The sequence below is a fragment of the Gordonia phthalatica genome (assembly GCF_001305675.1).
GTDB classification, from domain to species: domain Bacteria; phylum Actinomycetota; class Actinomycetes; order Mycobacteriales; family Mycobacteriaceae; genus Gordonia; species Gordonia phthalatica.
Genome location: NZ_CP011853.1, coordinates 4,375,598 through 4,395,701, shown reverse-complemented (window position 1 = coordinate 4,395,701; position 20,104 = coordinate 4,375,598). Strand labels below are relative to the sequence as shown.

Annotated in this window: 17 protein-coding genes; 6 read left to right on the top strand and 11 right to left on the bottom strand. The window is 67.3% G+C overall.

Features of this window, described 5'->3' with window-relative positions; translation table 11 throughout:
• Positions 1–3 precede the first annotated feature (3 nt).
• Complete coding sequence (leuS, locus tag ACH46_RS20545; protein ID WP_062394724.1) at positions 4–2,895, top strand: leucine--tRNA ligase; 2,892 nt, start codon at positions 4–6, stop codon at positions 2,893–2,895.
• 99 nt (positions 2,896–2,994) lie between these two features.
• On the opposite strand, the gene ACH46_RS21525 is transcribed toward leuS, so the two are convergent.
• Positions 2,995–3,165: a hypothetical protein gene (locus tag ACH46_RS21525; protein ID WP_193392925.1), complete on the bottom strand. Its 171-nt coding sequence runs from the start codon at positions 3,163–3,165 to the stop codon at positions 2,995–2,997.
• Positions 3,166–3,244: 79 nt separating this feature from the next.
• A complete protein-coding gene (locus ACH46_RS20540) occupies positions 3,245–4,318 on the bottom strand; it encodes a DUF2804 family protein (protein ID WP_062394722.1) in 1,074 nt (357 codons plus the stop codon).
• A gap of 79 nt (positions 4,319–4,397) precedes the next feature.
• On the opposite strand from ACH46_RS20540, the gene ACH46_RS20535 reads away from it, so the two are divergent.
• Complete coding sequence (locus tag ACH46_RS20535; RefSeq protein WP_062394720.1) at positions 4,398–5,585, top strand: acyl-CoA dehydrogenase family protein; 1,188 nt, start codon at positions 4,398–4,400, stop codon at positions 5,583–5,585.
• Positions 5,569–6,135, top strand: coding sequence for a hypothetical protein (locus tag ACH46_RS20530; protein WP_062394718.1), 567 nt, complete (start codon positions 5,569–5,571; stop codon positions 6,133–6,135). Before ACH46_RS20535 ends, ACH46_RS20530 begins: the two co-directional genes overlap by 17 nt.
• 9 nt (positions 6,136–6,144) lie before the next feature.
• Here ACH46_RS20530 and ACH46_RS20525 read toward each other — a convergent pair whose 3' ends face one another.
• Positions 6,145–6,486, bottom strand: a complete 342-nt coding sequence (locus tag ACH46_RS20525; RefSeq protein ID WP_062394716.1) for a YnfA family protein — start codon at positions 6,484–6,486, stop codon at positions 6,145–6,147.
• A 102-nt stretch (positions 6,487–6,588) separates the two neighbouring features.
• Here ACH46_RS20525 and ACH46_RS20520 point away from each other — a divergent pair, with 102 nt between their 5' ends.
• Positions 6,589–6,984 carry a nuclear transport factor 2 family protein gene (locus tag ACH46_RS20520; RefSeq protein ID WP_062394715.1) on the top strand — a complete coding sequence of 132 codons (396 nt, stop codon included), beginning with the start codon at positions 6,589–6,591 and terminating at the stop codon, positions 6,982–6,984.
• 21 nt (positions 6,985–7,005) lie between these two features.
• Here ACH46_RS20520 and ACH46_RS20515 read toward each other — a convergent pair whose 3' ends face one another.
• From ACH46_RS20515 to ACH46_RS20500, 4 genes are all read right to left on the bottom strand, one after another.
• On the bottom strand, positions 7,006–7,692 hold the full coding sequence (locus ACH46_RS20515; protein ID WP_062394713.1) for an SDR family oxidoreductase: 687 nt from the start codon (positions 7,690–7,692) through the stop codon (positions 7,006–7,008).
• Positions 7,693–7,711: 19 nt separating this feature from the next.
• The gene (locus tag ACH46_RS20510; protein ID WP_062394711.1) at positions 7,712–8,950 is read right to left on the bottom strand and encodes an MFS transporter; all 1,239 of its coding nucleotides are present in this window, start codon (positions 8,948–8,950) and stop codon (positions 7,712–7,714) included.
• Positions 8,947–9,387, bottom strand: coding sequence for a MarR family winged helix-turn-helix transcriptional regulator (locus ACH46_RS20505; protein WP_062394710.1), 441 nt, complete (start codon positions 9,385–9,387; stop codon positions 8,947–8,949). Before ACH46_RS20505 ends, ACH46_RS20510 begins: the two co-directional genes overlap by 4 nt.
• 155 nt (positions 9,388–9,542) lie before the next feature.
• Positions 9,543–11,246: a TPM domain-containing protein gene (locus ACH46_RS20500; RefSeq protein ID WP_062394708.1), complete on the bottom strand. Its 1,704-nt coding sequence runs from the start codon at positions 11,244–11,246 to the stop codon at positions 9,543–9,545.
• Positions 11,247–11,410: 164 nt separating this feature from the next.
• Between ACH46_RS20500 and ACH46_RS20495 the strand changes: the two genes are divergently transcribed.
• Complete coding sequence (locus ACH46_RS20495; protein ID WP_062394706.1) at positions 11,411–12,820, top strand: phytoene desaturase family protein; 1,410 nt, start codon at positions 11,411–11,413, stop codon at positions 12,818–12,820.
• A 3-nt stretch (positions 12,821–12,823) separates the two neighbouring features.
• On the opposite strand, the gene ACH46_RS20490 is transcribed toward ACH46_RS20495, so the two are convergent.
• Both ACH46_RS20490 and ACH46_RS20485 read right to left on the bottom strand, forming a co-directional pair.
• Positions 12,824–14,470, bottom strand: a complete 1,647-nt coding sequence (locus tag ACH46_RS20490) for a hypothetical protein (RefSeq protein ID WP_193392924.1) — start codon at positions 14,468–14,470, stop codon at positions 12,824–12,826.
• Between the two features lie 64 nt (positions 14,471–14,534).
• Positions 14,535–15,326, bottom strand: coding sequence for an LLM class F420-dependent oxidoreductase (locus ACH46_RS20485; RefSeq protein WP_062395694.1), 792 nt, complete (start codon positions 15,324–15,326; stop codon positions 14,535–14,537).
• Positions 15,327–15,423: 97 nt separating this feature from the next.
• Between ACH46_RS20485 and ACH46_RS20480 the strand changes: the two genes are divergently transcribed.
• On the top strand, positions 15,424–16,071 hold the full coding sequence (locus tag ACH46_RS20480) for a class I SAM-dependent methyltransferase (RefSeq protein ID WP_062394705.1): 648 nt from the start codon (positions 15,424–15,426) through the stop codon (positions 16,069–16,071).
• A 20-nt stretch (positions 16,072–16,091) separates the two neighbouring features.
• On the opposite strand, the gene ACH46_RS20475 is transcribed toward ACH46_RS20480, so the two are convergent.
• Together ACH46_RS20475 and ACH46_RS20470 are read right to left on the bottom strand one after the other, a co-directional pair.
• A complete protein-coding gene (locus ACH46_RS20475) occupies positions 16,092–16,823 on the bottom strand; it encodes a DUF6994 family protein (protein WP_417935261.1) in 732 nt (243 codons plus the stop codon).
• Positions 16,820–20,026: a type I restriction endonuclease subunit R gene (locus ACH46_RS20470; RefSeq protein WP_062395693.1), complete on the bottom strand. Its 3,207-nt coding sequence runs from the start codon at positions 20,024–20,026 to the stop codon at positions 16,820–16,822. The genes ACH46_RS20475 and ACH46_RS20470 overlap by 4 nt, the downstream gene beginning before the upstream one ends.
• Positions 20,027–20,104 lie beyond the last annotated feature (78 nt).

Below are 20,104 nucleotides of genomic sequence, written 5' to 3'. Positions count from 1 at the left end.
CGTGTGACTTCTGCTGATTCGACGACGCGTCCGGCCGACACCGAGGGCCACCGGTACACCGCCCAGACCGCGGGCGAGATCGAGGGGCGCTGGCAGGAGTTCTGGAGCCAGAACCAGACCTTCGCCGCGCCCAACCCCGTCGGCCCCCTGGCCGGCGACTTCTCCGCCTACGCCGGAGGCGACGGCCCCGACGCCGACGACAAGCTGTTCGTGCAGGACATGTTCCCGTACCCGTCGGGCGCAGGCCTGCACGTCGGACACCCGCTCGGCTTCATCGCCAGCGACGTCTTCGCGCGCTACCAACGGATGACCGGCAAGAACGTCCTGCACACCATGGGCTTCGACTCCTTCGGCCTCCCCGCCGAGCAGTACGCGGTCCAGACCGGAACGCACCCGCGGACAACCACCGAAGCCAACATCGAGCGGTATCTGCAGCAGATCCGCCGCCTCGGTCTCGGCCACGACGAGCGTCGCCGCGTCGCCACCACCGACCTCGAGTTCTACCGGTGGACGCAGTGGATCTTCCTGCAGATCTACAACGCCTGGTTCGATCCGGAGCAGGGTAAGGCCCGTCCGATCGACGAGCTGGTCGAGGAGTTCGAGAACGGCCGCGAGTTGGAGGACGGCCGCGACTGGGTGGCGCTCAGCGCCGTCGAACGCCGCGAGGTCCTCGACGAGTTCCGCCTCGTCTACCTGAGCAACTCCCTGGTGAACTGGTGCCCCGGGCTCGGCACCGTCCTCGCCAACGAGGAGGTGACCGCCGACGGCAAGTCCGAACGCGGCAACTTCCCCGTCTTCCGCAAGAACCTGCGCCAGTGGATGATGCGGATCACCGCCTACTCCGACCGCCTGCTCGACGACCTGGACCTGCTGGACTGGCCCGACAAGGTCAAGACCATGCAGCGCAACTGGATCGGCCGCTCGCGCGGCGCCCAGGTCAAGTTCCCGGTCCCGGGCGTCGAGGCCGTCGACGGCTCCCCCGCCGTCATCGAGGTCTTCACCACCCGCCCCGACACCCTGTTCGGTGCCAGCTACATGGTCCTGGCCCCCGAACACGAACTGGTCGACGCGCTCGTCGCCGATGAATGGCCGGCCGACACCGACCCGCGCTGGACCGGAAACGCTGCTGATCCGAAGAGCGCCGTCGCTGCCTACCGCGCGTCGATCGCCGCCAAGAGCGACGTCGAACGCCAGGAGAACAAGGAGAAGACCGGCGTCTTCACCGGCTCCTTCGCCACCAACCCGGTCAACGGTCAGCCCGTCCCCGTGTTCATCGCCGACTACGTCCTGATCGGCTACGGCACCGGCGCCATCATGGCCGTCCCCGCGCACGACACCCGCGATCACGAGTTCGCGACCGCCTTCGGCCTGCCGCTCATCGAGGTCATCGGCTCCGACGAGGGCGTCGCCGACGCCGCGTACACCGGCGACGGACCGCTGGTGAACTCCGACTTCCTGAACGGCCTGACCGTCGACGACGCCAAGGCCGCCATGATCGAGCGCCTCGAGGCCGACGACGCAGGCACCGGAACCGTGCAGTACAAGCTGCGCGACTGGCTGTTCGCCCGCCAGCGCTACTGGGGCGAGCCCTTCCCGATCGTGTACGACGCCGACGGCGCCCCGCATGCGCTGCCCGAGTCGATGCTGCCGATCGAGCTCCCCGAGGTGGCCGACTATCAGCCCGTCGCCTTCGACCCGGACGACGCCGACAGCGAACCGTCTCCCCCGCTGGCCAAGGCCACCGAATGGGTCACCGTCGAACTCGATCTCGGCGACGGCCGCGGCACGCAGACCTACACCCGCGACACCAACGTGATGCCGCAGTGGGCGGGCAGCTCCTGGTACCAGCTGCGCTACATCGATCCGACCAACGACGAGACCCTGTGCGCCAAGGACAACGAGGCGTACTGGATGGGCCCGCGCCCCGCAATCCACGGCGAGAACGATCCCGGCGGTCTGGACCTGTACATCGGCGGTGTGGAGCACGCCGTCCTGCACCTGCTGTACTCGCGCTTCTGGCACAAGGTCCTGTTCGACCTCGGCTATGTCACCAGCCGCGAGCCGTACCGTCGCCTGTTCAACCAGGGCATGATCCAGGCCTACGCGTACACCGACTCGCGCGGCGTCTACGTGCCCGCCGCGGACGTCGTGGAGCGCGACGGCAAGTACTTCTTCAACGACCAAGAGGTCAACCGGGAGTACGGGAAGATGGGCAAGTCGCTCAAGAACTCCGTCGCTCCCGACGAGATCGCCCGCGACTACGGCGCCGACACCCTGCGTGTCTACGAGATGTCGATGGGTCCGCTGGACCAGTCGCGTCCCTGGGCCACCAAGGACGTGGTCGGCGCGCAGCGCTTCCTGCAGCGCGTGTGGCGTCTGGTGGTCGACGAGGAGACCGGCACCGTCCACGTGACCGACGACGCGCCGTCGGACGACGCCAACAAGGCGCTCCACAAGGCGATCGAGGGCGTTCGCGACGACTTCGCGAACCTGCGCACCAACACCGCGGGCGCCAAGCTGATCGAGCTGACCAACTTCCTGACCAAGCACTACCCGAAGGGCGCGCCGCGGGAGACGGTCGAGGGCCTGGTCCTGATGCTCGCTCCCCTCGCCCCGCACATCGCTGAGGAGCTGTGGAGCCGCCTCGGGCACGACGGTTCGCTGGCGCACGGCCCGTTCCCCGAGGTCGACGAGAAGTGGCTGGTCGAGGACACCGTCGAGCTGCCCGTCGCAGTCAAGGGCAAGCCGCGCAGCCGCATCACCGTGGCCGTCGACGCCGACGAGGCGACGGTCGTCGCCGCCGCGCTGGCCGATCCGAAGATCGCCGCCCTGCTCGACGGCGAGCCCCGCAAGATCATCTTCGTCCCCGGCAAGATGGTGAATATCGTCCCGTAGGGGCGTTCCGCCGCATCCGCGTAACTCGCCGTCAGAAGCTGGATTCAGAACCACGCTTCTGACGGCGAACTACGCGGATGGCCGGCCGTTACGCTGCGCTCACTGCTTCGACCATCCGGCACCGCAGGCGACGCCGACCGCCACGCCGATCGCGATCCATGCGGCGCTGCCGGTCGCAGCGAACAGCGCGACGCCGATCGCGACACCGATGGCGATCGCGACACCCATCCGCTCCTTCCGCCTCGGGGGCCCCTCCGCTGTGTCGTCCATACGGACGACGGTACTGCGCGGGGACGCGGAAATGTGCGGAAGAATCGAACCGGGCGCCCCGCGGATACAGCCGCAACGCCTACACCGAGATCCGCTTCTGCTCCCCGACGCCGAAGACGCCGTCGACCTTCAGCGACGCGTTCTCGGCCTCGATGGTGCCCTCGTACCAGCCGTAGGGCGCGTAGTACTCGGCGAGCGCCTTGCGCGGTCCGACGTGCTGCGTCGACCGGACGGTCGGCGTGAAGGTGACGTCGACGGCGCCGGCCTCGTCGCGGATGAACCACTTCCCCCACGGGCCCTCGGGCCGCGTGACCGTGACGGCGGGCAGTCGGTGCACCTGGTCGCCGATCCAGATCGCGTTCTCGTTGAACACCCCGGGATTGCAGATCTGGTTGTCGGTGAGGTTGAAGCCCTCGACGACGCCGTCCTCACGACGGCGGATACCGGTCACCCAGTCGTACTTCATCGGCCGCGGGTAATCGCCGTGATGATCATCGAGGATCAAGAAGCCGCGGTCGTCGGCCAGACCGAGACGCTCGCCGTCGATGACGATGGAGCCCGCGGCGGGCATCATCGCCTTGTGTGAGTACAGCGCCCTGGTGTCGTCGAAGGGATGCACGATCACCAGGTGGCCGGCACGGTCTGCGGCGCCGGTGATGTGCAGACCCATCTCCGGGCGCAGCGCGGTGCCGCGCTGGGTCGCGTCGACGGTCAGGACGCCGTCAGAGCCGTCGTGGCCCGAGAGGTCATTGCCGATCTCGATCTTCAGGCCCGCGAACTCCCCCGACGACACGGTGCCGTCGAGGCCGCGCGCGACGTCGAGCAGGTTCGACGGCAGCTTGGTCTCGAACCGCTTGATGGTCGCCGCCTGCTTGTCGACGATCAGAACCTGCAGCAGCCCAAGGGCTTTCGCGTTGTAGACGGCACCGAGGACGAAGTGGCGGTCGTCGCCGAGCTGGAACGCCTCCCACTCCTTCAGGCCGAGGTTTCGCACGCGACGTCGAGCGCCGACGAATTTTCCGGTGCCTGCGGCGTCGAGTGGATTGATCGTCGGGATGGAGCCGGTGTACGTGCCGAAGTTGTAGTGCCCGGACGGGGCGACCAGCGACTGCGGCGGCGCGACGGCGGCGGGAGGAAAGACCACGGTGTTCATCGCCCTCGACGATAGCCGGGTGCGAGAACCGGTGGCGGAGGGGCTTGGCAAGTAACTTACTCAGTAGTAAGGTTTTGTCATGGCTATTAACCTTGAGCTCCCGGAGAAGCTGAACTCCACGGTCGAGCGCGCCCGCCTTGCTGCCGAGCACATCTTCCGGCCCATCTCCCGCAAGTACGACAAGGCCGAGCACGAGTACCCCACGGAACTCGACGAACTCGGCAAGATCGCCAAGCAGGCGCGCAGCGGCGACAAGGACGCCGACAAGGGTGCTGACAAGGGTGAGACCGTGAACGGCGCCAACATCCGCTCGGTGCTCAACGCACGTGAGCTGAGCTGGGGCGACGTCGGACTCATGCTGTCGATCCCCTACCAGGGCCTCGGCAACGCCGCCATCGCCGCCGTCGCGAACGACGAGCAGCTGGAGCGCTTCGCCGACGTCTGGGCCGCCATGGCCATCACCGAGCCGAGCTTCGGCAGCGACTCCGCCGCCGTCTCCACCACCGCGGTGCTCGACGGCGACGAGTACGTCATCAACGGCGAGAAGATCTTCGTGACCGCCGGGTCGCGCGCCGATCACGTGGTCGTGTGGGCCACCCTCGACAAGAGCGTCGGCCGCGCCGCCATCAAGAGCTTCGTCGTGCCGTTGAACAGCACGGGCGTCACCGTCGCCCGCCTCGAGGAGAAGCTGGGTCTCAAGGCGTCCGACACCGCCGTCATCGTCTTCGACGACGTCCGCGTCCCCGCCGAGAACCTTCTCGGCTCCCCCGACATCGAGGTCCGCAAGGGCTTCGGTGGCGTGATGCAGACCTTCGACAACACCCGTCCGGTGGTCGCGGCGATGGCAGTCGGCCTGGGCCGTGCCGCCCTCGAGGAGCTGCGTCGCATGCTCGAAGAGGCCGGTCACGAGATCGACTACGACCGTCCCGCCGCAGCTCAGCACGCCTCCGTCGCCGACTTCATCCGCCTGGAGTCCGATTGGGAGGCCTCGTGGATGCTGGCCCTGCGCGCCGCGTGGATGGCCGACAACAAGACGCCGAACTCCGCCGAGGCGTCGATGAGCAAGGCGAAGGCCGGTCGCATGGTCACCGAGCTCACCAACAAGGCCGTCGAGATCGGCTCCACCGCAGCCTTCTCCGAGACCGAACTCCTGGAGAAGTGGGCGCGCGACTCCAAGATCCTGGACATCTTCGAGGGCACCCAGCAGATCCAGCAGCTGATCATCGCCCGCAAGGTCTTGGGCAAGAACAGTGCCGACCTCAAGTAGGAGACGCATCAGTGCAGCGCTGGGGCCGGCATCGCGAGGTGCCGGCCTCCTCGCGTGCGCAGCGGCGATCGCGCTGACCACCGCGTGCGGCAGCGATGCCCCGGCGGACGACCCGAGTTCGACGGCGGCTCCGACGTCGCAGACTCCCCTGCCGCCGCCACCCACCAAGGGCACCGTGCCGTGGGGCGCCGACCTGAACGGCTTCGCGCAGAAGGAGGTTCGCTGCGACGGCGGCGACATCGCAGTCCGCATGATGTGGACCGGCGAGAACCGTTTCGTCGCCTGCCGGAACCTCAAGGGCATCCGCTACCTGAAGGCGTGGACGCGGGCTCAGCCGTCGAGCACCAGCGACACGCGCCGACCGTTCGTCGCGATGCGCGGCGAGTTCTTCACCGACACCCCGAACTCCATGCAGTTCACGACGTCCGACGGCGCGAAGTTCGACCTCGGCCCCACCATCGTCACCATCCAGTGGCCCAAGGCGAACGGGTCGAGGAAGACGATCTCGACGTCGTACACCACCGGCGCGGGGTGGACGCGGCTCGACTGAGTCCGCGCCCTACCCCTCCAGCGCCCGCGGCATGTACATGATCACGGCGACGCCGACGAGGCAGATCAGGGCACCGATCACGTCCCAGCGGTCGGGGCGGAAGCCGTCGACCACCATGCCCCAGATCAGTGATCCGGCGACGAAGACACCGCCGTACGCTGCGAGGATGCGGCCGAACTCGGCGTCGGGCTGCAGCGTGGCGACGAAGCCGTAAAGGCCGAGCGCCACCACTCCCGCGCCGATGAACAGCCAACCGCGGTGCTCGCGGATCCCCTGCCAGATGAGCCACGCGCCGCCGATCTCGGCGACGGCGGCGAGGACGAACAGCAGGATCGAGCGGGTCACGGTCATGCCGTCATGATGCCAGCCCGACGACTTCGTGCAGGCCCTCGCCTGAGACCGGCGTCGCTGCTACCCTCCCAACTAGAACGTGTTCCAATTCAGGGAGAAGAAATGACTGCTGAGCAGCAGGAGATCGGTCTGTCGGACAAGATCGCCGCGACCGTCCAGGCGTACATCGACGGCCTCAACTCGGGCACCGCCGACGACATCGCCGACCTCTACGCCGATGGCGCGACCGTCGAAGACCCCATCGGCGCACCCGTTCGCAGCACGCGTGCCGAACTGGTCGAGTTCTACGGCATCATCACCGGCCTCGACAGCCGCGACGCCGAGCTCAAGTGGACCAAGATCGCCGGCGACACCGCGGTCTTCGAGTTCACGCTGGTCACCGGGGTGGCGGGCTCGAAGTTCGAGATCACCCCGGTCGACATCATGGTCTTCGACGACGACGGCAAGATCGTCAGCATGCGCGCCGTGTGGAGCCAGGAGGACCTGAAACAGGTCTGAGCGGACGAGCTCTGCCTGGACTCAGCGGTTCCGGGATGCCCGCGGGCGCAGGACGATGTCGGTGGGGTGCGCGTCCGCGGGGGTGTTGACGGCGTTGGCGACGGCCGCGGCGACCGTCTCGGGCCGCAGGTACTTCGACGGGTCGTAGTCGGCGCCCTCGAAGGCGACGATGTCACGTTGCATGTCGGTGTCGATACGGCCGGGGAAGATCGACGTCACGCGGAGCGTGGGCTCTTCGTTGCGGATGCCGTCTGCGAGCGCACGAAGTGCGAATTTGCTTGCGGCATAAGGGGTCCAGTTGGCACGGACGTTCATTCCGGCACCGGAGTTCAGGAACACGATGTGCCCGCTGCGGGAGCGGAGGGCGGGGAGCAGCAGCCGGGTCAGCTCGGCCGCGGCGATCACGTTGACGTCCATCACGTGCCGCCACTCCTCGACGGGGGTGTCGGCGACGGCCTCCAGGCTCGATGCCACACCCGCGCTGTGGACCAGCACGTCGAGCGCGTCCACGGTCTCGACGACCGTCTCCAGCGCGGCGTAGTCGGTGATGTCGACGGGCAGGGTCACGGCACCGTCGAACTCCATGGCCAGGGCGTCGAGCTCCGCGGAGCCGCGGCCACCCAGCAGAAGGTCGTGGGTCGGTGCGAGAGCGCGAGCGATCTGCGCACCGACGCCACGACTGGCTCCGGTGATCAAAGCGGTAGGCATACCGCTGATCCTATTTCGTTCAGTACTCCTCGGCGCCGACCAAAACGGCTTCGGGAGTCACTTCGTGCTCGTCGGGCTTGCCCTCGCCGGCGATGAGCAGGGCGGCGACGGCGATCGCGCAGTAGCCCGCGGCGAACCAGAACGGTGCGGCCATGCCGAACCACTGGGCCAGGTAGGCGACCATGATGGCCGACGCGGCGGCGCCCATCCAGCGCAGGAAGCTGTAGCCGGCGCTGGCGACCGAACGCGGCGTCGAGCTGTCGGCGGCGGACATCGCCACGCCCGTGAACAGGGTGTTCAGTACGCCGGACGGGATGCCGGAGAGCACGACCGCCAGGCCGATCAGCCACACCTCGTGGTCGACGACGCCGATCGCGGCCATCACCATGGTGACGAGGTAGGCGGCGATGGCGGCGAGGACGCCCCCGCGGGCACCGATGGCCTGGGCCACGCGCGGGCCGATGAAGACGCCGGCCAGCGCGGTCAGCAGGCCCCACCCGAAGAAGACGATGCCCGCGTAGATCGGGCGCAGACCCATGGCGATGGGCGACCAGGCGATGACGGTGAACAGCGCGCCGGTGTAGAACGCGGAGCCGATCGAGTTGATCAGGAGGGTGCGGTTCTTCAGGGCCTTGATCGGATCGAGGAGGTTCACCGACTGGCGCTGCGCGCGCGGGCCGTCGGCGGGCAGCATCATGGTGCACAGGATGGCGCCGGCCAGCATCAACAGTGCGGTGCCTGCGAACGGTGCGCGCCAGGTCCATTCACCGAGCACGGCGCCCAGCAGGGGACCGACCGCCAGGCCCACGCCGAGGGCGGCCTCGTACAGCAGGATCGCACCCTGCTGGCCGCCCTTGGCTTGGCCGACGATGAACGCCAGCGCGGTGGCGATGAAGAGCGCGTTGCCCAGACCCCAGATCACGCGCAGGGCGATCAGCTGGTCGATGTTCGCCGCGAAGGCCGAGACGCCGGCGGCGATGACGATGCAGACCAGTCCTGCCGTCAGTGTTCGCTTGGGTCCGAACCGGTACGCGGCCCAGCCGGTGATCAGCATCGCCACCACCTGAACGCCCATGTAGACGCCGAACAGCAGCGTCAGCTTGGTCTCCGGTGCGCCGAGCGCCTCGCGGATGGTGTTCAGGATCGGGTCGACGAGGCCGATGCCCATGAAGGCGATGACCGCGGCGAACGCGGTCACCCACACGGTGCGGGGTTGGCCCTTGAGGGCCGCTGTCAGAGAGTGCTCATCGGCGCTCATGCGTTCTCCATTCTGGTCTGCAGTTCGCGCAGGGCGGGCAGGGCCGCCATCAGCGCTGCGCGGTGTTCGTCGGACAGAGTCTCCAGAGTCCGGATGACGGTGTCGTCACGGCTCGTCCGGATGTTCCGGATCAGCGCGGCGGCTTTGTCTGTGGTGGCGACGACGACGGCGCGACGATCGGTCGGGTCGGGTTCGCGGGTCACGAGGCCCTCGCGGAGGAGGCCGTCGACCAGTGCGGTCGCGGTCGGCATGCGGACGGATTCGCGCTCTGCGAGTTCGCCCATCCGCATCGGGCCGTGATCGACGAGGACCGAGAGCGCCGAGGCCTGTGCCGCGGTCAGCTCGCTGATCGGGGCGTTGCGGCGCAACGTCAGATACAGGCGGGTGACGGAGTGGCGCAGGCCTGAGGCGAGGTCGTAGGTCGAATCGTTGCTCACAGTTCATAAGGCTAATACTTAGGGTTACGAAGTAAAAGGGACGGCGACGTGCCGCGGAGTGGTGACCAGGGGAGACGGCCGCTGAGAATGGCGAAGATCACTCCGCGTGTGCGGTCGGCGAGTCGCCAGGGGGACTGATCGTGGCAGTACTCGGGTCAGAACCGCCCGCCGGTGCCGATGCGGCCCGACGTCGACGACCCGCCGAACGAGCCCGGGCTGCGCCCCCCGGTGCTGTACCCGAGGTGACCCGCCGGCTGCCACGCGGCCTCGCTCGGGGACCCCGGCAGCACGCTGTCGACCAGGGTTCCGGTCAGAACGGCGTCGGTCGCCGGATCGTCCGGTTGCTGGTCGCGCCAGGCGGCGACGTCGGCGAGCGCGGCGTCGAGCGTCTGGTCCGCGTAGTCGGCGGCCTGCCGTGCGTCGGCGTCGGGCACCTCGTCGTCGGTCGCGATCAGGTCCTGCGCCACCGAGAGGAGGGTGCGGGCACGGGCGCCGACCGCGCCGCGGCGGGTGTCGATGAAGTCCGAGGCGAGCTGGATCTTCGCCTCGGCGATCCCGAGTTCACCGTCCACGTCGTGGTCTGCGGAGTCGACCGCGTCGAGCAGTTTGTCGGCGGTGTCGAGCGCGACCTCGGCGGAACGGATGGCGGCTCCGGCCGGCCCGCGCTGGTCGGCGGGCAGAGCGGCGGCTTCACGGCCCTGGTCGACGCTGTCCTCCGCGAACTGCAGATGAGTGCGGGCCAGGTCGATGTTGTCGTGGATCGCCGAGACGTCGCGCTCGTCGGGCAATCCGGCGAGCGTGGCCTCTGTCCCGGGTAGACGCGCCGCGGTCTCCGCGATCCGGTCCGCGAGTGCGTCGAGCCGATCGTTCGCGTCGACGACGAGGTCGCGCTTCGCGTCGAACGCTGTCACCTGCGTGTCCAGGCGCGAATCGGCATCGGAGCAGGCGGTGATGATCTCGACGAGCAGGGCGCGCTGCTCGTTGTCGACGGCGTCTTCGGTGTCGAGTCGATGACGGAGTGCGAACGACGTCGCGAGTGCGCTCTGCGCTGCCACCAACGCGGTGGCGAACGGTGCGACGGCGGCGTCATCGAGCTCGTCGATCGCGACGGTGAGCTCATCTGCGCTGGTCCGGACGGCGTTGTCGGTGGCGACGAGCACCTCGCGTGACCACGCGTGCAGGTCGTCGAGCGGTTCCTCCGTCAGCTGGTCGACGGTCAGGGACTCGTCGGGCTGCGTCAGGTCGTCGAGGTCGTCGTCGGTCCGGCGGCGGGCGAGGTAGACCAGGCCGGCCAGGATCAGCAGGAGCACGACGACGATGACGCCGACGATCAGCCAGAAGTGCGAATTGCTGTCCGCGGCGTCGTCGATGCCGGTGATCGTGTTCTCCGCGGCCTTCGCCCACTGCTTCTTCTCGAGCTCGGGTTTCAGGGTGTCGTTCGCGACCTCGTCGATCTCCTCCTGTGAGAGATCGTCGATCGCAGTGGGTGCGGTGAGCCGGTACTGCCCGGTCTTGGTCGACACCGCCAGGAGGACGTCCCGATCACCGAAATCGCTGAGGTCGGTGGTGGCGTTCGCCCACGCCGCCGGTGTCATCGAATCGAAGTCGTCGACGACGACCACCCACATCTGGATGTGGCGATTGCTGTCGAGCTCGTCGAGCGCGGTCTCGAGCTTCTCGTGGTCGGCCTCGTTGAACACGCCCGCGGTGTCGACGATGCGGTCCGCCATGCGGAGCGGTGCCTGAGCGTTCGCGACGCCCGGACCGGCGACGATCGTGACGAGAGCGGCGAGCGCGGCGGCGACGGTCAGGAGGAGACTGGTCGCCCCGGCAGGGCGTCGGGTGCGCGCAGAGATCATGGACCCAATCTAGTCGGTGATTCCGACACTTCCAGGTCCTCGGCCACCGCGTGGTGGGTAACGAATCGGATGCGATCATGGGGGCGGTGTCGCCGCTTCGAACGATGCCCGTCTTGTCGTCTGAGTAGACGACGAGGTCGAGACCGCAGACGGAGGGGACGACCGTGAGTGAGCGGTGGGACGTCATCGTCGTCGGAGCCGGGCCGAACGGGCTGACCGCGGCAGCGGTGATGGCACGTGCCGGACGGTCGGTGCTGGTTCTGGAGGCCGCCGACCAGATCGGCGGCGGCACCCGCACCGATGAGGCGTTCGGCGCCGGGATCCGTCGCGACCTGTGCGCGGCGGTGCATCCGACCGGCTATTCGTCGCAGGCGTTCGCTGAACTCGGCCTGGCCGACCGCGTCGAGTGGCTGGTCCCGGAGGTGTCGGTCGCGCATGTCTTCGACTCCGACGACGGGCTCGGCATTCATCGCGGGACCGACCGCATCGCCGATGATTTCGGCCGCGACGCCGCCGCGTGGCGACGAGGGGTGCTCTTCGGTGCGGACGCCGCTCACGATGTCTTCGGCATGCCCGGGATCCCGGCGCACCCGCTGTCCATGGCCGGATTCGGGCCTGCGGCGCTGACGCCGATCGACGCCTTCGTCCGTGGCGCGTTCCGCGATGAGCGCACCCGGACCGCATTCGCAGCGATCGCGGCTCACGCCGGGCGGCCGACCACGTCGCTCGGCTCCACCGCCGCCGGGCTGCTCCTCGGGATGTTGATCGAACCCGGGTGGCCGATCGCCGCGGGCGGCTCGCAGTCGGTGGCCGATGCGCTCGCCGCGATCGTCGTCGAGCGGGGCGGCCGCATCGAAACCGACTGTCACATAGCTCGTTTCGCGGAGTTGCCGCGCGCAGACCAGATCTTCTTCGATGTCTCACCGCGCGCACTCGCGCAGATCATGGGGGAGCGGCTGCCGTCGCGCTATGCGCGGGCGCTCGATCGGTACCGATACGGCGGCGGCGTGTGCAAGGTCGACTTCCTTCTGCATGAGCCGATTCCGTGGGCCGACGGTGTCGCCGACGCCGCGACCCGGACGGCGACCTTCCACATCGCTCGGGACCGAGCGCAGATCCGCGGGACCGAGGCCGCGGTGGACGCCGGCAGCGTGCCCGACCGCCCGTGGATCCTGGGTGGGGAGCCGACGCGCATCGACCCGTCGCGTGCGCCCGACGGCGTGCACCTCGCGTGGTCCTATTGCCACGTTCCCTCGGGCTGCGACGTCGACATGACCGAGCCGATCGTTGCCGAGATCGAACGCTGCGCCCCGGGCTTCCGCGACGTGATCGTCGAGCGGATCGTCACCACCGCGACGGGGTTCGAGGCGCACAACCCCAACTACATCGGCGGTGACATCAACTGCGGCGCAAGCACTCTCACGCAGTTGCTGGCGCGCCCGGTGCCGTCGCTGCGACCCCACGCGACGCCGGTTCCGGGGGTGTACCTCTGCTCATCCGCCACCGCGCCGGGCGGAGGAGTGCACGGCATGTGCGGCTATCGAGCGGCACGGACGGCGCTGCGGGACCGCTGACGGTCAGCGCACCACCAGGTCGGTGGTCGTCGCGCTCAGGGTGATCGGAGTGATCCGCTTTCCGCGCATCCACGCGTCGACGAACCGTCGGACCTCGGGATCGTTCGCCCGCGCGCGATAGACGTCGCGTGGAATCTCGATCGCACCGATCAGGTGCCGAGGAGTCTTCGTCAAACCGACATGACCTGGCGTCATCCGCATGCCGTCGGCGGTGTGCAGGAGGACGGGGATTCTGGTGCCCGACCGCGTCGTGACGGTGGCCGCACGGGAGGTGACCGCTGGATCGAAGTTCGCCACCGACAGCCGGTAGCCGGACGGTGCGGCCTTCAGCCCCACCCGGTCGAGCAGGCGAGGATCGACGACCGAATAGGGGAGACCGATGTCGATCAGCGTCTGCGCGTCGACGGCGGCCGACCGTGACGGGAGCGACGCGGACAGGTTCCACGGTTTGGGCGCCGCGAGGGTCTCCGAGGAGCGGTCCGTCGCCGAGTTCTCCAGAACGGTTCCCTGCAGCGGCGTCCCGGTCGGGGTGAAGCTCCAGGCCTTCGCGTGAAGCTCCTTGTGCCAGAAGCCGGTTGCGCCGTCTCGACGTCCCTCGACGCGGAGCTCGCGCTGTTCGGGGCCGGGCCGCGGTGAGACGACGGTCAGCGCCGAGGTGATCTCGCCGGGGATCTTGGGCTGGCGGGTCCAGTCGGGTGCGGGGAGTTGGACGGCCGCCGTCGACCGGTCCCACGTCTCCTGCATCAGGTTGGTGGCGCTCGGCTTGCCGGTCTGTGGTTCCCAGCTGTACCGGAAGAACACCGAATCCGATCCGGACGAGTCGAAATCGAAGGTGCGCGTGAACATGTCGCCGTAACGATTCGTCACGAACATCGTCGACGCCGACGCGGCGAGCGCCACCGACTGGAAGCGTCCGCCGAGGGGACTGCCGACCTCGTAGCTGTCGTCGTTGGGGAGCCACGGGTCGGCGTAGGTGATGCGGCTGCCGTCGCCGGTGAGGGCCGGGATCATCGTCATCTTGGCCATGCCCGACGGATGGACGCGCCCGGCGATGTCGAGGTACGCGCGGTTGTCCCTGGGTGACGTGACGCTCAGCGCCCAGCCGCCTGTGCGGTCGTCGGGGAGCTTGCGGCCGGGTGCCGTCCACAGCATCGCGCCCCAGGCCGACGTCCAATTCCACAGCAGCGGTGACTGATTCACGTTGTCCATCGTGTAGATCCAGCCCGCGCGGTCGATGCCGACCAACTCGTCGTCGTCGAGCGAGATGGCGCGCAGCTTGCCGCTCAGGCACGACGGCAGGCGGACGGTCCGCCACGTCCGGGTGGCGCGCGGTCGGGTCACCAGGCGGCCGCTGTCGAGGAGTGCGAACTCCCAGTAGCGGTTGAACTGCGTTGTCTCCGTGCGCATGTCGACGCGCGCCGGCGCGTGCGTACCCGTGTACCTCGGGAAGGTGTTCAGCCCGGTGCGATCGCCGGTCGACGGGACGCCCGGCGGCGCCTGCGCGGTGCCGAACGGAACGCAGGGGGCGGGGCCCGCGTGGGCTTGCGGCACGGCGGGCAGGGTCAGCGCGGTGAGTGCTGCCGCACCCGCGACTGCGGCGCGGAGAGCGTGCTTCCGACGTCTGTTCCGGGATAGTGCCAGGTGTCGCATGATCGGACTATATCGACCTTGATCGATCGATCAGATGACTTCGCGGGACTCGACACGGATCGGTTCAGCCTCGCGCATCCCGCCACCGAACCAGCGCGTCGACCGCCGTGAGGTCGTAGTCGGGGCCACCCGACGCGACGGTCAAGAGGGTGACACCCTCCGCGGTGATCTCGTCGGCGAAGCCGAGCATGGCGTCGACGTCGCCGTCGAACTTCACCTCCGCAGATCGCTCGATCTCCGCCGGGTCACGCCCGGCATCGGCGCAGTGCTGAGCGAGGACCGAGGACTTGTGGCGGTAGGTCTCCACGTCGACGAAGGCATGCCAGATGTCGGCGTGGTTCGCGACATGCTTGAGCGTCTTCTTCTCTCCGCCTCCGCCGATCAGGATCGGAATGTCGCGCACGGGTTGCGGATTCAGCTTCGACAGCCGGCTCTCGATGCGAGGCAGCGCCTCCCCGAGGGCGTCGAGCCGGCTGCCCTTGGTGCCGAAGTCGTAGCCGTACTCGGTGTAGTCGCGCTGAAACCAGCCGGCACCGAGACTGAGGATCAGGCGGCCGCCGCTGATGTGGTCGACGGTCCGCGCCATGTCGGCGAGGAGGTCGGGGTTCCGGTAGCTGTTGCAGGTCACCAGCGCGCCGATCTCCACGCGCGAGGTCTGCTCCGCCCACGCGCCGAGCATCGTCCAGCACTCGAAGTGGGCGCCGTCGGAGTCGCCGTACAGCGGGAAGAAATGATCCCAGTTGAAGACGACGTCCACGCCCGCGTTCTCCGCGCGCATCACCGCATCGCGGATCAGGCCGTACTCGGGAGCGTGCTGGGGCTGAAGCTGGACACCGATGCGGATGCGCGAAGTCATGGTCACCAGTGTGCCGCGCACCCTCGACCCGCGCCCGTTCTTGCCATATGCGCAAAGCGCCGGGACACGGCGTCTGCGGATGTGACAGCGTCGAAGGGTGAGCGAACATCAGCACAGTCACGACGGACACCACGGGAACGACGATCAGCAGGCGCCGGTCCACCCCGTCACCGCCGACGAGTGGGACGACCTCTACCGCACGTCCGACCGACTCTGGACCACCAACGTCAACCCGGCCGTCATCGCCGAGATCACCGGTCTGGCACCCGGATCCGCGTTCGACCTGGGATCCGGCGAGGGGGCCGACGTCCGGTGGCTGGCCGATCAGGGCTGGACGGTGGTCGGCGCCGACATCTCCCGGGTGGCGCTGGAGCGGGCGAAGGCCGCTGATTCACGTGAAACAATTACATGGATGTCATTCGACGTGACTGTCGATGATTTCGACCGGCAGTACGACCTCGTCACCGCCAGCTACTTCCACATCGCGAGCGACGACGAGGCCACGCTGCACAAGCTCGCCGGCGCCGTCGCTCCCGGTGGCACCCTCCTCGTCGTGATGCACGACCCCGAGGGGATGCGCGCTCACGGTCGCAGTCCCGAGGGTTTCCTCTGGCCCGACGACATGGTCAGGATCCTCGGCGACGGCTGGACCGTCGTCACCAACGAGAACCGGGCACGCGGAATCCCCGCCGGGGGCGGTCACCACGTGAACGACGTGGTGCTGAGGATGGTGCGGGAGGGGTAAGTCGGTCGGTATCGCAAAGGTCAGACTTGCACCCGGAGGTTGTCGATTCTCTTGTTTCGAGCGTCGAGGAATCGTCGAGCCGCTTGCATGTAGATGTTGTACTCATCCGCATCTCGTGGGTGACCGGGTCGATCGAAGTCATCGAACGGCAGCATGAAGTGGACATCGTTGGTCTTCGGGTCCGCGAGGTCTTGAAGCTCGAAGAACTCGATGAATCCACAGAACGAATCGAACAGATCGAAGTATGCACTGTTCGCGGTCAACACCTTCGAGAGTGGATTCGCCTCGCCCCTATAGTGCCGTCGCACGCATTCGAGCGTCAGATCCAGCCTGTCAGCAACGCGACTGTTGAAGCCGCGCATCCCGTTGATCGTGCCGGCACCTTTGATGTTCGTGCTGGGCCAGATCATCATGCTGCCGATTGTGTACCGGTGCTGCTGGAATGATCGCCGCTGGCGCAACGGGATCTCCTGCAAAGTGCTCTCCATTCGCTTCCAGCCGAGAAATGCCGGTACGCAGGTGTCGCTGGACAAGGCGAAGTCTCCCAACTCGGACGTGTGGCTCAGATAGCGCCCTCGATGGTCCGTCTCCAGAGTGAATACCGATCCACCGGGTAGCGGCCGACTCCACAATGCAGCGTGGTACCTCCGCAGCGTTGGACTCGTGGCGTCCGGGTCAGTGCCGGGCGGAGTATCGGATCGGAAGTCGAAGGTCACGTCGACCGTGTTCCGTGACCTCCGAATCCTTCTCATCCTTGCTCGGCCATCTTTGGTGCCATCGCCTCCATGTGGCTCATCACCTCGACGATCGCGGCCGACTGCTGGTCTGGCGGATAGCCATACTTGCGCAGCAGTCGCTTGATCGACGTCCGCAATTTGGCGCGCACATCCTCGCGAACAGTCCAGTCCACACGTGTGTCGCGGCGCATCGTGGCGACGAGGTCGCGGGCGATCTGTGCGAGGACGTCATCGCCCATCACGTCGACGGCGGACTCGTTCTGGTGGACGACGTCGTAGAACGCGAGTTCGTCGTCGGTGAGCGGGGGGGTGAACTGTTTTCCGCGCTCCGACTCGGCGACGACGTCCTTTGCCAAGTCCGCCAGTTCGGCGAGAACTTCGGCAGCCGTCAATTGCTGGTTGGTGTACTTCAGCATCAGCGCATTGATGCGCTCAGAGAACTGCTTCCGGCGAACGTCGTTGTTGCTTGTCGATGTCCGAGCCTGATCCTGCAGGCTTGTCTTCAATGCCTCGATCGCCAGGTGGACCTTGCTCTCAGACTGCGCATCCTGGACCCACTCGGGTGTCAGATAGCGGAGATCGGGCAGGGCAAGGCCGGCTTCCCGGTAGATGTCGAGCACTCCGGGGCTGGTCGCGGAGTCTACGATTAGTTCGCCGAGCTGGCGTTTGATGTCGTCAGGAATAGGTTCACCGCGGCTGATGCGGTCCTGAGCATCCATCTTGGCGAGCCACGAGCGCACCTCCTCGTAGAAGCGCACCTCGGGGCGGGACTTCTCGAGTTCGGCGGCGGTCTCCGACGGGACTACGCCGGACGTAGCTGCCGCTGCGATCGACCAGGCTCTGGCCAGCTTGGCGGCGCGATCTCGGAAACGGTCGGCAAGGGGGCGCGCATCGGGATTCACGTCGTCCTTGTTTCCCGGCGTGAGCGGCGACCGCAGCGCGCTTGTCACGTTGGAGACGGCCTTCATGTAGTTGCCAGTCGCGCGCACGGTCTCGCGCCACTCCGACCCGACGATCGCCTCGATCTCGGCAAGCAGGGTGTGGACGATCATCGCTGCTTCGGCGATGTCCTGGCCGACGATCCGATCACCGGTATCGGACGTGTTCTGGGTGAACTCGCTCAACGCCTTCGTGAGGTTGTCTGCGAGCGGTGAATACGCGACCAACAGGCCGTCCTGCTTACCGCGGTACGTGCGGTTGACGCGCGCGAGCGTCTGCATCAGCAGGGCTCCCTTCAACGGCCGGTCCACGTACAGTGTGTGCAACGCGGGGGCGTCGAAGCCGGTGAGCATCATGTCCTTGACGATGACGATCTCGAGTTCATCGTCGGGATCCTTCATCCGCTGCTTGACCGCAGCGGTGGCGCTGGGGCGCCGCATGTGCTTCCGGATTTCTGCGGTGTCGCCGGGTGCAGCGGTGTAGACGACCTTGATCTTCCCCTTGTCGTCGGCGTCGTCGTGCCAGTCCGGTCTGCGTTCGATGAGTTGTTCGTACAGGCGTGCAGCGATTGAGCGGGTTGCGCACACGATCATCGCCTTGCCTGGTCCGCCGATGAACGGGGTCATCAGCTCGCGACGCGTCTCCCAGTGCAGGACGAGGTCGTCGGCCAGGACGCGAAGCCGTTCGGGCGCACCGTAGATGGTGTCGAGAACTGCGACGCTCTGCTGGATCCGGTCCTTGTCGGCGTCGTCGAGCTCGCTGGTGAGTTCCTCGGCGGCGTCATCGATCTGCTCGTCGTCGACTCCATCGACGCGTGCGAGCTTGATCAGGCGTGGTTCGAATGACACCGGCACGGTGGCCCCGTCGGCGACGGCACGGTGGAGGTCGTAGATGTCGATGTCGTCGCCGAAGACCTTGCGCGTATCGCGTTCGGCTTCAGCGATCGGTGTTCCGGTGAATGCGATGAGCGACGCGTGCGGCAGTGCGTGCTTGAGGTGAGCGGCGTAGCCGTCGATGTTGTCGTAGTGGCTTCGATGCGCTTCGTCGGCCATGACGATGATGTTCCGACGATCCGACAGCAATGGGTGATCGCTTCCGGATTCGCGCTCGTCCTTGGTGAGTCCGAACTTCTGCAGCGTCGTGAAGTAGATGCCACCGCTACGGCGCTGCGTGAGTTCGGTGCGGAGTTCGTCTCGACTCCCGACCTTTCTCGGTGACTCGGGCAGCAGAGTGGACACCTTGAAGCCGTCGAAGAGCTGCGTGTCGAGTTCGGTGCGGTCGGTCAGCACGACCACCGTCGGGTTCGCCAGTCGCGGGTGACGCATCACCTTGGCGGTGTAGAGCTCCATCTCCATCGACTTGCCGGATCCTTGGGTGTGCCAGACGACGCCGGCACGGCCGTCGGAGTCGACCGCGGTGACCGTGCTGGCTACCGCCTTCGTCACCGCGAAGTACTGGTGCGGCTTGGCGATTCGCTTGCGGAGCCCCGTATCAGTCTCGTCGAAGGCCGTGAAGTCTCGGAGCAGTTGGCCGAATCGCTCAGTGTTGTACAGCCCGTACAGGGTGGCCGCGAGCTCGTTGAGCGGCTCATCGTCGCTGAGGGGGTGGTCGAAGTCGACCAGCGCGCCGTCGTCATCGACGTTCCACGGGGCGAAGTGGTTCCACGGGGTGAACGGGGTGCCGTAGCGCGCCGTGACCCCGTCGGACACGACGACGAAGTCGACGAACCGGAAAGCCATCGGGAACTCGGAGACGTAGGTCTGGATCTGGTTGAACGCGACCTCGGTGGTGGCTCCTGCGGCGGCAGCCTGCTTCAGTTCGATGATCGACATCGGCAGCCCGTTCACGTACAGCACGATGTCGAAGCGACGCTCGTGTTCGCGACTGCGAATGGTCACCTGATTGACCGCGCGGTAGATGTTCCGCGCCGGATCGCCGGAGATCAGTCGGATGGTGGGGGTCACCTCCTGCCCGTCGTGATCGACGTAGGTGATGCCGCGGTACCCGTTGACGAGGTACTCGTGCAGTCGGTAGTTCTCGGTGATGCCGTCCTGCGACTTGGGCGTCAGGATCTCCGCCATCGCCTGCTCGAGGTAGGTGTCGGGGACCCCGGGGTTGAGGTTGCGCAATGCCTTGCGCAAGGTGCCGCGCAAGATGATGTCGCGCCAGGTTTCGCGCTCTCCAGTGCCTGGGGCGACATCGCGGCCCTCGCAGTGCAGCCAGTCGGACTCGGCGAGCTCGTGCAGAGCCCACTGCTCCCAGTCGGCTTCGTTCATGATTCCAGCCATGTCAGCATTCTCCTTCAGTGGGTTTCGCTGGTGTCGTGTTGCGATGACTCGACTGTGCCCAACATTCAG

Bases quoted from the DNA above. Each gene is read 5' to 3' on its own strand.
- ACH46_RS21525 (WP_193392925.1), bottom strand. From the start codon at position 3,165: ATGGACGACACAGCGGAGGGGCCCCCGAGGCGGAAGGAGCGGATGGGT.
- ACH46_RS20540 (WP_062394722.1), bottom strand. From the start codon at position 4,318: ATGAACACCGTGGTCTTTCCTCCCGCCGCCGTCGCGCCGCCGCAGTCG.
- ACH46_RS20535 (WP_062394720.1), top strand. From the start codon at position 4,398: ATGGCTATTAACCTTGAGCTCCCGGAGAAGCTGAACTCCACGGTCGAG.
- ACH46_RS20525 (WP_062394716.1), bottom strand. From the start codon at position 6,486: ATGACCGTGACCCGCTCGATCCTGCTGTTCGTCCTCGCCGCCGTCGCC.
- ACH46_RS20520 (WP_062394715.1), top strand. From the start codon at position 6,589: ATGACTGCTGAGCAGCAGGAGATCGGTCTGTCGGACAAGATCGCCGCG.
- ACH46_RS20515 (WP_062394713.1), bottom strand. From the start codon at position 7,692: ATGCCTACCGCTTTGATCACCGGAGCCAGTCGTGGCGTCGGTGCGCAG.
- ACH46_RS20510 (WP_062394711.1), bottom strand. From the start codon at position 8,950: ATGAGCGCCGATGAGCACTCTCTGACAGCGGCCCTCAAGGGCCAACCC.
- ACH46_RS20500 (WP_062394708.1), bottom strand. From the start codon at position 11,246: ATGATCTCTGCGCGCACCCGACGCCCTGCCGGGGCGACCAGTCTCCTC.
- ACH46_RS20490 (WP_193392924.1), bottom strand. From the start codon at position 14,470: ATGCGACACCTGGCACTATCCCGGAACAGACGTCGGAAGCACGCTCTC.
- ACH46_RS20485 (WP_062395694.1), bottom strand. From the start codon at position 15,326: ATGACTTCGCGCATCCGCATCGGTGTCCAGCTTCAGCCCCAGCACGCT.
- ACH46_RS20475 (WP_417935261.1), bottom strand. From the start codon at position 16,823: ATGAGAAGGATTCGGAGGTCACGGAACACGGTCGACGTGACCTTCGAC.